The sequence below is a fragment of the uncultured Flavobacterium sp. genome (genome assembly GCF_963922255.1).
Taxonomy (GTDB): domain Bacteria; phylum Bacteroidota; class Bacteroidia; order Flavobacteriales; family Flavobacteriaceae; genus Flavobacterium.
This window is the reverse complement of the sequence record NZ_CAWUIC010000008.1, coordinates 140,841-153,250: the sequence shown is the minus strand read 5'-3', so window position 1 is coordinate 153,250 and position 12,410 is coordinate 140,841. Positions and strand designations below refer to the sequence as shown.

Below are 12,410 nucleotides of genomic sequence, written 5' to 3'. Positions count from 1 at the left end.
AAAACATAAAACAAAAATTAACCAACCCAACCAAAACTAAAAAATCCCTATTTCATTTGAAATAGGGATTTTTAATATATATTGAATAAATAAAAAAGTTATTTTGTCTTCTTTACATATTGAGTTAAAATAACGATGTGTTGGTTTTCTACTCTTCCTTCAATATGCTCTGCATTATCCCAAACTAATTTGATATTATGAACAGCAGCTCCACGTTTAGCTGTGAAATTAGCTCCTTTTACATCTAAATCTTTGATTAAAACCACAGAATCACCATCATTAAGAATATTTCCATTACTGTCTTTGTGGATAATTTTTTCTTCATCGTCAGCTTCACCAGTTGCTTTTGCCCATTCTAAGGCATCTTCATCAAGATACATCATTTCTAACATATCAATATTTTTTAATCGTGCATGCATTCTCCATGAAACAATTTGAACTGGAAGATTTTCATTCCACATACTATCGCTTAAACCTCTCCAATCATTTGGATCAGTTGTTTCTGGATTTTCAATTTGATCTTTTAATTTTTGAGAAATTAAAACACAATTTTCTGGAACATCTTCTGTTTTGGGTTCAACTAAATAGACTACTAAATTTTCATCAGTACCACTAATTTCACAGACAGAACCACTTCTGTCTTTTAATCTTTTTTCTGTAACTATATTCATTATTGGTTATTGTAAATTGAAACTAGCTCCAATGTTAAACGTAAATTGATTATTGTATTTGTCAAAACCAACTAAATCAGTTTTATAACTAGCAATTGGAAAACCTGCTTCAGAATAAACTCCAAAACCATCCGTAAAAAAATAACGAATACCTACATGACCACCAAAGTTTCTCGTACCCAAACTCAATCCTGGATAAACATCAACAGCGTCACTAATGTTTAAAACGTTTCCAATATTTGCATTGAAACGTACTTTAAGATCTGCTCTATCTTCAAAATCTGGTTTAACATCAGCAATTCTTTCTACATTTAACAAATAAACAGCAGAGAAACCAAAAGACATGTTTTCACCTAAACCAAAATCTGTAGTAACATTAATTCCTGTTCCGTTTTCTTGCATATTTGCACCAACTTGAAATTTAGTATCTCCTTTGCCTTTAAATACTTGAGCATTTGCAGTAAAAGCAGCTAAAACGATAATAAGTGTAGTAATTTTTTTCATTTGTTTCTTATTTAAATAAATACTCTACAAAGATAACAAGTTATATTTAATTTCTTCCCTTTTCATTGGGATACAAGCTTGGTAAATCATCACTTTGCCAATATTCTTTCGTTTCAACGTCTAAAATGGTTAATGGTCCAGTAAAAGCAGCTCCAGAATCAATGTTCCAAACACAAGCTTTGTTGATTGGGACAGTTTTATTGATTTTTGTAGTTGGTGTATGTCCAATGTAAATTTCTTTATATAACTTTAATCGATTCGGATACAATTCGCTTTCAAAAGGAATAGTTTCGTCAATTGCCAATACCATTTCCCATAAAGTTCTGTCCCAATAAAATAAAGGCTTAAAATATTCAAAATCAACACCTTTTAAATTGGTAAAACCTGCATGAATAAACAATCTATTTTCATTATCAAGATGGTAGGATTCTAATGCTTCTAAAAAGTTGATATGTATTTGCTTTGTTGTTGCATCTATTTTTTCATAACTATCAACTGTAGATTCTCCACCATGTTTAAACCATTCTTCGCTATAGGAATTTGTTTTAAGATAATTTAGAAGCAAATCATCATGATTTCCTCTAATAAAAATACATTTTTGGCTTTGTTGTAATGTTATTAAAAAATCCAAAACTTGTGGTGATTCGCTCCAACCATCCACAAAATCTCCTAAAAAAATTAAGGTATCATTTTTAGAAACATTAGCTCTTTCTAAAACTTGTTTTAAGGCTTTTAAGCCACCGTGAATGTCACCAATTACTAATTTTCTATTCATTTTTATTATATTTCATTTTCCTCAAAACCCTTAAAGCTTCTTTAAAAGCAATGTAAACTTCGGGATTTTCATATTGTTTTAAAACTAATTTGGCATCAATTAACTTTTGTTTAGCTTCCGAAAAATCATTCAAATAACAAATCATCAATATAGAAGGAATATTTTCAACATCTTTTTTTTCTTGGGAAGTTAAAGAGCTTCCTTTAATCATTTTTTGAATTAATATCAAAGTTGCATTGTAAATATGATGTAACATTTTTCGATTGTATTGTGGTGGTTCAAACAAAAATTCGGTGTCCATTTTATAATATCCATTGTCAAAAAATGTGATTTTTACTTTCTCTAATGGGTAGTAACTCGTTTTGTCATTTAAGCCTAATTTTACATATTCGGTAATCGTAAAACTCTCATTGTCAAATGAAATGCTAATTTCATCTAAAGCCGAATAAAACAATTTAACTTGCTCGTTTACCAATTCAATATCAACTCTTGAATAATAAACCTTATCCTTTGTTTTCTTTTTATTTCCAGCCCAGCAAACCACAAACAATTCTTTAAAAACTTTATATTCTGAAGATAAATCTTTATGCGTATTATTGATGAAATTTAAAACACTTTCCAATGTATGTTCAATGCTATTTCTTGAATTATTTTCAATACTTATAACGGTTTCAGTATTTATTTTTGAGAAAGCCACTTTCTCTTCTGTAGGCATGGTGTTACTTCCCACTCGAATAAAAGTGGAATTTGCCAAAATAGTATGAATATTTTTCTTGAATTTAGATACCTTTCCGTTGGGTTTAATACTGACTAAGCCTACAACTTTATCAGCTGGTAAATTTGGAAACGGAACATTTTCATATTGAATTTTTGGAGGATTTTCTAAATAGGCATTTACCAAATTTTGGATGCGACTATCATCAAAAAAATCATCACCTACAATTTCGTTGGTTTCATCTTCAACACCAACTACGATGAAAGAAGTATTCGTTGGATTTGAATTGGATAAGGCACAAATATGTTTTAAAAATTTTGCTTTTCCTTCTTTAGTATGTAAATTCAACTGACGCTTTTTATCATAAAAACTGTTCTCATCATTGTGAGCGAGTAAGTTTTTTACAAGTAAGCGTTTGTTAATCATTTTTGATAGGTAATTTTTATAAAGGCTCTTACTTAAGGCACTTCATTTCCTTGACTTTCTGTCCAAATTGCAAACCAATCTTCCAAATCAAGTTTTATTTTTTTTGCATTATTTAACTGTGGAATTCTTGTAATATTTGTCGTTCCTACAACAGGAATAATGTTTGAAGGATGTTGCAAAACCCATGATAGTAAGAATAAATCCGATGAAACTTCATATTTGATGACTAAGTCAGTTAAAATCTTTTTTAATCTTCGAGTTTGCTGTGAGTCTTCTTTAAAAACAGAACCTAAAGGATTCCAAGCCATAGGTTTTATGTTGTGATTTTGCATAAAATCTAAACTTCCATCAATCATGGCTTCAAAATTTGTGGCTGAAAATTGAATTTGATTGTATTCAACAGGAACAACTTTATGCAATAATTCAGTTTGTGAATTGGTGAAATTAGAAACTCCAAAAGACAAAATTTTTCCTTGTGATTTTAAGTGATCAATAGCTTTGGCAACTTCTTCAGGTTGAAGCAACGGACTTGGTCTGTGCAATAAGAATAAATCCAAATAATCGGTTTGTAAATTTTTTAGGGAATTTTCTGCACTCCAAATAATATATTCAGCACTATAATCATAATGTTTTATTTTATAATCTCTTTCGTTTGAGACCATCTTAATACCGCATTTTGTAATAAGTTGGATTGATTTTCTATCTATTTCTGATTGAGAAAATGCTTTTCCAAAATCGGTTTCAGTTGTATATCCACCATAAATATCTGCGTGGTCAAAAGAAGTGATATTTTGGTTTAAAAATGCATTGATTAATGTAATCATTTCTTGAGTTTTTAGGTTTTTATCCCAAATTCCCCAATTCATTACTCCAGCCACAATTGGCGAAAGCGGTAAAGCCATATATAGTAGATTTTAAAAATTTTTCTTAAAAGTATGAAACAATATCATAAATGATTGCCAAATCAGTACATTTCATATTATTTTTAACGCAATGTTAACAACAAAAAACTAAAAAAAATTACAATTTTGAAATGTTAAAATTAATAGCATATTTAAATATCATAATACTGGTACTAAATTAAGAATAAAATGGAAGAAAACACAATGACTTTGGACATTAGAGCCATCAATGAAAAGATTGAAAGAGAAAGTGCTTTTATTGATTTGCTTACAATGGAAATAAACAAAACTATTGTTGGACAAAAGCACATGGTAGAACGATTGTTAATTGGACTTTTAGGACAAGGACATATTTTGTTAGAAGGTGTTCCTGGTTTAGCAAAAACATTAGCCATTAACACATTAGCTCAAGCTGTTGAAGGAAGTTTTAGTAGAATTCAGTTTACACCCGATTTGTTACCAGCGGATGTTGTGGGAACAATGATTTACAATATGAAAGACAATGCTTTTTCAATTAAGAAAGGGCCAATTTTTGCCAACTTCGTTTTAGCAGATGAGATTAACCGTGCTCCTGCAAAAGTACAATCAGCTTTGCTTGAAGCGATGCAAGAAAAACAAGTAACCATTGGAGATACTACTTTCAAATTAGATAAGCCATTCTTTGTTTTAGCAACTCAAAATCCTGTGGAACAAGAAGGAACTTATCCATTACCAGAAGCACAAGTCGATCGTTTTATGCTTAAAACCGTTATTGATTATCCAAAAATGGAAGAAGAGCGTATTGTAATGAAACAAAGTTTAATGGGAAGCTTTGAAAAAATCAACGCTGTCGTTTCTGTAGAACAAATCAAAAGAGCTCAAGAAGCGGTGAAAGAAGTTTACATGGATGAAAAAATCGAAAAATATATTTTAGATATTATTTTCGCAACGCGTTATCCTGAAAAATATAAATTAGAAAGTCTTAAACCTTTAATCAGTTTTGGAGCTTCACCTCGTGGTAGTATCAATTTAGCTATGGCATCAAAATGTTATGCTTTTATCAAACGAAGAGGTTATGTGATTCCAGAAGATGTTCGTGCAGTTGTTCATGATGTATTACGTCACAGAATAGGAATTACTTATGAAGCTGAAGCTGAAAATGTAACTTCTGTAGACATTATCAATAAAATTGTAAATGAAGTCGAAGTACCGTAGTAGTAATTAGGAACTAGTAATTAGTAATTAGCCTTTGTTTATTACTACTCACTACTCACTATTCACTAATCACTAAAATAATGGATACAAAAGAAATTCTAAAAAAAGTACGTAAAATAGAAATCAAAACCCGAAGATTGAGTGATCATATCTTTTCGGGAGAATACCATACATCTTTTAAAGGTCGTGGAATGACTTTTTCAGAAGTTCGTCAATACCAATTTGGAGATGATGTTAGAAGTATTGATTGGAATGTTACGGCAAAATATAACGAGCCTTATGTAAAAGTTTTCGAAGAAGAACGTGAACTAAACATGATGTTGATGGTTGATTGCTCTGGTTCAGAAAGTTTTGGAACTAAAAATCAATTGAAAAGTGAAGTAATTGCCGAAATTGGAGCAACATTAGCTTTTTCAGCGACAAATAACAATGATAAAATAGGGTTGATTTTGTTTTCGGATGAAATAGAATTGTTCATTCCACCCAAAAAAGGAAAATCTCATGTATTAAGAATTATTAGAGAATTAATTGAATTTCAGCCAAAAAGCAAAAAAACCGATTTATCTCAAGCCTTAAAATTCTTATCAAGCATCATGAAGAAAAAAGCAATCGTTTTTGTGATTTCAGATTTTATGGTAAAAGATTATGAATCCACATTGAAAATAGTTGCCAAAAAACATGACATTACAGGAGTTAGAGTTTTTGACCAACGTGAAGAGAGTATTCCAAATATTGGATTGGTTCAAATGTTAGACGCAGAAACGAATGAGTTGATGTATGTAAACACCAATTCAAAAAAATTACGATTAGATTACGAAGTTAATCATAGAGAAAATGTAGATTATTTTAAAACTACATTCTCAAAATCTGGAGCTGGAGTAATTCACTCTAGAGTGGATGAAAATTACGTTAAAAAACTGCTAAGCTATTTCAAGGCAAGATAATGTTTCAAGATTGATGATAATTGAATTTAGATTTCAGAAATAAAAAAATGATAAAAAGATTATACATACTGTTTTTATTGGTTTCAGCTTTTGGTTTTTCACAATCAATGACTTCAACAGTTGATTCTACAGAAATAAAAATTGGTTCACAGCTGAATTTAATTCTAAAAGCAAAAGTTACTTTACAAGATCATGTTGTTTTTCCAGAGCGAAAATTTATTGGACTTATGGAAGTTTTAGAATCGTATCCAATTGATACCATCAAAGACAACGATAAGTTAGAATTAATCAAAAAATACGGATTAACACAATTTGATTCTGGAGTGTATAAAATTCCAAGTATTGCTGTTCGAATTAACAATAAAGACTATTTTTCGGATTCAACTACAGTTAGAGTAAATGATGTCAAAGTGGATACAATTGTACAACCTATGTTTGATATCAAGCCTATTGTGGAGGTAAAAAAACCAGCTAGTGATTGGTGGAAATATGTTTTATTTGGTCTTTTAGTAATTGGTTTAGGAGTTTTAGCTTATTACATAATTAAGAAAATTCAAAATCATAAAAAAGAAGAATTTAAAGGTTTTGCTTCTCCAATCGAAAAAGCATTAGTGCATTCTGAAACTCTAGAAAAAAAGAACCTTTGGCAAAATGGACAAGTAAAAGAATATTATTCAGAATTAACAGATATTGCTCGTATATATATTGAAGAAGCAATTTCAATTCCAGCTATGGAAAGTACATCGAATGAATTGTACAAAGCCTTAAGAACTGAAACTGCTAAAAGAAATATTAAAATTAGTCCATCTTTATTAAATCAATTTAATGAAGTATTGAAAAAATCTGATTTAGTTAAGTTTGCTAAATCACAACCTATTGCTTCTGAAATTGAAGAAAGTAAAAAAATAGTAAACGAGTTTTTAGTAACATTAGACAAAGGAACTCCAAGATCTCAAGAAGAATTAGATAATTTATTTCAAGAAGAAGTTAAACGTAAAAAAGCAAAAAAAGATAAAGTCACTAGAATAGCACTTTCAATTGCAACTGTAGTAGTCTTTTTATTTATTTCTCTCGTAATTTTTGCAAGTACAATTGCTTATGATTATCTAAAAGATAATTTCATCGGACACACTTCAAAAGAATTGTTAGAAAAAGAATGGGTAACTTCAGAATATGGTGATCCAGCTATAAAAATTGAAACACCAAGAGTTTTAAAACGTACAGTTGATGAAAGAGTACAACAAAATTTGCCACCAACAGTAAAATCTGTAGGAAGATTTACTTATGGAAGTTTGATTGATAATTTTTCAATTACGCTAAACACAACTACTTTTAAAGATTCTGTTGCTTTAGATAAAGATTTAGCGGTTGAAACCAATATCAAATTCCTAGAATCTCAAGGTGCGAAAAACATTTTAGTTAAAGTTGACGATTACGAACCTAAAAAAGAATTAACAGGTAAAAAAGCTTACGGAACTTTTACAATTACGAATCCAGCAGATAAGAAAGAATATAAAATGGCTTATGAAATTGTGATTTTTACACAACCTAATTCAGCACAAGAATTCTTTTTAATTTATAAAGATGAGGATAAAGATGCTGAAAAGATGATGGAACGTGTCCGAAATTCTATTGAACTTAAAAAAAGTAGTCTATAATGGGAAATATAACATTTTTAAATCCTCATTTTTTCTGGTTGTTTCTTACAATACCAGCAGCTATTTTTTGGCACTATTACAACCGAAACAAAAGAGATGCAAGTTTAAAAATCAGTTCAACAAAAGCGTTTAAAAATAGTCATTCACTTTTATCTACAGTCAAACCACTGTTGTTTTATGTTAGGTTATTAGCATTGTCATTTATGATTCTTGCTTTAGCTAGACCAAGATCTGTGGATGTTTCAGTAAAACAAAAATCAACCAGTGGAATTGATATTGTAATGGCAATTGACGTTTCAGGAAGTATGTTGGCCAAAGATTTAAAACCAAACCGATTGGAAGCACTTAAAAAAGTAGCTTCAAAGTTTGCGAATGATAGAATTAATGACCGAATTGGAATCGTAGTTTATGCTGGTGAAAGTTATACAAAAACTCCAGTTACATCTGATGATTTAATTGTGCAGCAAGCTATAAAATCAATCGAGTATGATGATTCAATTATCCAAGATGGAACAGGAATTGGTGTTGGATTAGCAACAGCTATAAATCGTTTAAGAGAGAGTAAAGCTAAAAGTAGAATCATTATTTTATTAACAGATGGAGTAAATAATTCAGGAACAATTGATCCAAGAATGGCTGCAGATATTGCTAAAAAATATGGAATAAAAGTGTACACAATCGGAATAGGAACAAACGGAAGAGCCATGTTTCCTTATTCGAAAGATCCAAACGGAAAATTTTTATACCAAATGATGGATGTAGAAATTGATGAAGGTTTAATGAAAGAAATTGCTAAAAAAACTGATGGTATTTATTATCGTGCAACAAGCAATGAAAAACTACAAGAGATTTATGACAACATCAATAAACTTGAAAAAACAGAGATAAAAGAAAAGAAGTTTACGAATTATAACGAGTTTTTTCGTCCAATACTATTAATTGCTTGTGGTTTGATTTTGATTGAAGTAGTATTGCGAAACACAATTTTAAGAGGATTTATATAAAATGTATCAATTAGAAGAGTCAAAATATTTGTATTTGTTACTAATCGTGCCAATTGTGGTACTGTTTTTTGTATTCAATCTATATTGGAAAAACAAAAAACAAAAAGAGTTTGGGGATTTGGATTTAGTAAAAAAATTAATTCCAGAATATTCATCCTTTAAGTCCATTCTTAAATTTTTATTGGTGATTGTAGGATTGAGTGCCTTAATTATTGCCATTGCAAATCCAAGATTAGGAACAAAAATGGAAACCATAAAACGAGAAGGGATTGATATCGTTTTTGCACTTGACGTTTCTAAAAGTATGTTGGCAGAAGATATTGCACCAAATCGATTGGAAAAATCAAAGCAAATTATCAATCAAATCATCAATAATTTACAAGGTGATAGAATTGGTCTAATTGCTTACGCAGGAAGTGCTTATCCTATTTTGCCAATGACTTCGGATTATAGTATTGGAAAAATGTATTTACAAAATGCCAATACAAATATGTTGTCTTCACAAGGAACAGCTTTGAATCAGGCAATCAATCAAGCAATTAATTTCTTTGATGATGACCAACAAAGTAAATTACTAATTCTAATTTCTGATGGAGAAGACCATGGTGATGATGCCAATGAAGCTTTAGAAATAGCAAAAGAAAAAGGCATAAAAATTGTTACTATTAGTGTTGGAAGCACAAAAGGTGGACAAATTCCAATTAAAGAAAACGGAAAAATTTTAGGTTATAAAAAAGATTCAAACGGAGAAACTGTCGTAACCAAAATGAATCCAGAAACCTTAAAATTAATTGCAGAAACTACAAAAGGAAAATATTTAGATGGAAATAATACTAAAACAGTTGTAGATGATTTACAAACGGTTTTAGCCTCTATCGAAAAAAACGAATCTGAAACCCAACAAGTAGCCGAATTTAAATCACAATATCAATGGTTTTTAGGTTTGGGATTTTTATTATTATTTATAGATTTGCTGCTTTTTGAAAGAAAGACAGCTTGGTTTCAAAAATTAAACTTATTTAAAGAAAATAGAGATGAATAGAGTAATAGTTTATGTCGTATTATTAGTTACTTCTTTCGTTTTTGCACAAGAAGATCATAAAGAATTATACAACGGAAATGAAGCTTTCAAAGGAAAGAAATACATTGCTTCGGAAGCAGATTATAGAGTTTCAGCTTCATCAGATAAAGATGTAAAAGCAGCTTCACAATATAATTTAGGAAATAGTATTTACAGGTTAAATCAGCCTGGAGAAGCAAAATTCAAATACCTTGAAGCAACAACTTCTGCTAAAACTAAAGAAGAAAAACACAAAGCGTTTCATAATTTAGGAAATACATTGATGTTAGAAAAAAATTATCAAGCTGCTGTTGAATCATATAAAAATGCTTTACGCAATAATCCGTATGATGAACAAACGCGTTATAATTACGCATTGGCTAAAAAGTTCTTAAAAGAAAATCCTCCAAAAAGTGGTGGTGGTGGAAACGATAAGGATAAAAACAAAGACCAAGATCAAGACAAAAATAAAGATCAAGACCAACAAGATAAAAAAGAGAATAACGACAAAAAAGACCAAAATAAAGAAGGTGATAAAGAGGACAAAGGAAATCCTCAACCTCAAGGAGCAGACAAACAAAAAATTGAAAATATATTAGAAGCAGTAAATAATGCCGAAAAGAAAATTCAAGAAAAAGTTAATGAACGTAAAGAAAAAGGAGTTCGAATTCAAACAGATAAAGATTGGTAAAATAGATTCTTAGATGTTCAGATATTGGATTTTCAAATAAATAAATCCTTGGCAAGAAAAGAGAAAAAGAATAGAATTACGATGAAAAAGATTTTTTTAATAATAGCATTTATAAGTCAATTTGTTGCTTTTGCGCAAGAAGTAAAATTCGAAGCAAAAACGCAAAAAGGTGCTTATGCGTTAAATGAAAAGATTTTATTGTCTTATACCATAAATAATGATGGTGATAATTTTGAAGCACCAAAATTTGACGGTTTTAAAGTTGAAGGACCTTATATCAATAAAGGAAATCAAAGTTCCATTACGGTTATTAATGGAAAAATGACAAGTAAAAGAGAAATTTTTACGCAACTAAACTTTGTTTTAACACCTAAGTCTAAAGGAACTTTCACCATTCAACCAGCAACTATAGAGTATGAAGGAAATGTTTATAAATCTAATGCTGTTGTTGTTAGAATTGTTGATGCAGTGCAAATGCCTAGTGATCCAAACGACCCATTAGCTCAAGTTGGAGAAGGTGTTTTTTTAGTAGCTGAAGTTTCTAAGCAGAATCCTTATGTAAATGAGCCAGTTACGGTGGTTTATAAGGTCTATTTCGATCCAAGATATGGTGTAAATAATGTTCGTGAAACTGATAACCCTGCTTACAATGGTTTTTGGAGTCAGTTTCAAGACATGAAAAACCTTAAAGCTGTTTTGTCACAATACAACGGTAAAGATTATGCAATGGTCGAATGGAGAAAAGTGATACTTTATCCATTAGAAGCTGGAAGCAAAAATTTAGATCCTTTGACCATTACAATGGATGTAAATGTGCCTGTAAGAAGAACTTCTCCTTTTGATGATCCTTATAAAACAGTAAAAAAAACAATTTCTGCTGGAGCTAGAACTATCAATGTAAAACCACTTCCAGAAGCAAATAAACCTATTGATTTTAAAGGAGCTGTTGGAGATTTTTCGTTCAAAGTTGTACCTTCAAAAAGTCAAGTAAAATATGGAGAATCATTAGATATAAATGTAGAAGTTTCTGGAAAAGGAAACCTAAAATTATTTGAATTACCTAAATTAGAATTCCCAACAGCTTTCGATGTTTTTGAACCAAAACACAACGAAGAAGTAAACACACCTTTGTCTGGAATGATTGGAAAAATTTCGGATACTTATACAATTGTCCCACAAGCCAAAGGAAAATATCCAATTAAACCATTAGTGTTTTCTTATTTTGATTTAAAATCGAATTCTTACAAAACGATTACTTCAGAAGAATTTATAGTTGAAGTAATTGATGGACCAGGTTTAGCAACAGTAGCTTCAAATGATTCTGAAAAACAAGACATTACTAAGAATGAAACATTTCAATTTATAAATAGAAAAACAAATTTTGAACCTATTGATAAACCATCACCATTTGGTTCAACCTTATATTACTCCTTGTTGATTTTGCCTTTGTGTTTTATTCCAATTTTATTCATAGTGAAACGTAAAACTGATGAATATGTTAGCGATGAACATGGAAATAGAGTTCGTTTGAACAACAAATTGGCTAAAAAATATTTAGGTCAAGCCAAAAAAGAATTGGGTAACAAAGTACCTTTCTATTTAGCTATTGAAAAAGCATTACACAATTTCTTAAAAGCGAAGCTTCATATTGAAACTTCAGAAATGGATAAAGAAAATATCGAACAATTGTTGTTGCAAAAAAATGCTTCACAAGAATCGGTTTCCAACTTTATCAATTTGATGAAATCTGCCGAATTTGCTAGATATGCTCCTTCTTCAGACGATACTATGAAATTAGATTTTGATAGAGCAGTAGAAAGTATTTCCGAATTAGAAAAACAATTAACTCAAACTAAATCAGTTTAA

The 12,410-nt window shown here is 30.1% G+C and carries 12 protein-coding genes; 7 read left to right on the top strand and 5 right to left on the bottom strand.

What is annotated here, in order from left to right; translation table 11 throughout:
• Positions 1 to 98: 98 nt before the first annotated feature.
• Genes AABJ49_RS08420 through AABJ49_RS08400 form a run of 5 tightly spaced genes read right to left on the bottom strand, consistent with a single transcriptional unit; the run spans position 99 to position 3,993 of the window.
• Positions 99 to 671, bottom strand: coding sequence for a PhnA domain-containing protein (locus AABJ49_RS08420; protein ID WP_338377837.1), 573 nt, complete (start codon positions 669 to 671; stop codon positions 99 to 101).
• 6 nt (positions 672 to 677) lie between these two features.
• Entirely contained in the window at positions 678 to 1,175 is a 498-nt protein-coding gene (locus tag AABJ49_RS08415; RefSeq protein ID WP_338377836.1) for a DUF6646 family protein, read from the bottom strand.
• A 46-nt stretch (positions 1,176 to 1,221) separates the two neighbouring features.
• Positions 1,222 to 1,950: a metallophosphoesterase family protein gene (locus tag AABJ49_RS08410; protein ID WP_338377835.1), complete on the bottom strand. Its 729-nt coding sequence runs from the start codon at positions 1,948 to 1,950 to the stop codon at positions 1,222 to 1,224.
• A complete protein-coding gene (locus tag AABJ49_RS08405; RefSeq protein ID WP_338377834.1) occupies positions 1,943 to 3,091 on the bottom strand; it encodes an ATP-binding protein in 1,149 nt (382 codons plus the stop codon). The genes AABJ49_RS08410 and AABJ49_RS08405 overlap by 8 nt, the downstream gene beginning before the upstream one ends.
• Positions 3,092 to 3,123: 32 nt before the next feature.
• Positions 3,124 to 3,993: an aldo/keto reductase gene (locus AABJ49_RS08400; protein ID WP_338377833.1), complete on the bottom strand. Its 870-nt coding sequence runs from the start codon at positions 3,991 to 3,993 to the stop codon at positions 3,124 to 3,126.
• 189 nt (positions 3,994 to 4,182) lie between these two features.
• Between AABJ49_RS08400 and AABJ49_RS08395 the strand changes: the two genes are divergently transcribed.
• The 7 genes from AABJ49_RS08395 to AABJ49_RS08365 all read left to right on the top strand — a co-directional run bounded on the left by AABJ49_RS08395 (position 4,183) and on the right by AABJ49_RS08365 (position 12,410).
• Positions 4,183 to 5,187: a MoxR family ATPase gene (locus AABJ49_RS08395; protein WP_338377832.1), complete on the top strand. Its 1,005-nt coding sequence runs from the start codon at positions 4,183 to 4,185 to the stop codon at positions 5,185 to 5,187.
• Between the two features lie 80 nt (positions 5,188 to 5,267).
• The gene (locus AABJ49_RS08390) at positions 5,268 to 6,131 is read left to right on the top strand and encodes a DUF58 domain-containing protein (protein WP_338377831.1); all 864 of its coding nucleotides are present in this window, start codon (positions 5,268 to 5,270) and stop codon (positions 6,129 to 6,131) included.
• A 47-nt stretch (positions 6,132 to 6,178) separates the two neighbouring features.
• Positions 6,179 to 7,789, top strand: a complete 1,611-nt coding sequence (locus tag AABJ49_RS08385) for a hypothetical protein (protein ID WP_338377830.1) — start codon at positions 6,179 to 6,181, stop codon at positions 7,787 to 7,789.
• Positions 7,789 to 8,793 carry a VWA domain-containing protein gene (locus AABJ49_RS08380; protein ID WP_338377829.1) on the top strand — a complete coding sequence of 335 codons (1,005 nt, stop codon included), beginning with the start codon at positions 7,789 to 7,791 and terminating at the stop codon, positions 8,791 to 8,793. Before AABJ49_RS08385 ends, AABJ49_RS08380 begins: the two co-directional genes overlap by 1 nt.
• Position 8,794: 1 nt before the next feature.
• Positions 8,795 to 9,835 (top strand): VWA domain-containing protein, encoded by a 1,041-nt coding sequence (locus AABJ49_RS08375; protein ID WP_338377828.1) that lies wholly within the window; start codon positions 8,795 to 8,797, stop codon positions 9,833 to 9,835.
• A complete protein-coding gene (locus AABJ49_RS08370) occupies positions 9,828 to 10,544 on the top strand; it encodes a tetratricopeptide repeat protein (RefSeq protein ID WP_338377827.1) in 717 nt (238 codons plus the stop codon). The genes AABJ49_RS08375 and AABJ49_RS08370 overlap by 8 nt, the downstream gene beginning before the upstream one ends.
• Positions 10,545 to 10,625: 81 nt before the next feature.
• Complete coding sequence (locus tag AABJ49_RS08365) at positions 10,626 to 12,410, top strand: BatD family protein (RefSeq protein ID WP_338377826.1); 1,785 nt, start codon at positions 10,626 to 10,628, stop codon at positions 12,408 to 12,410.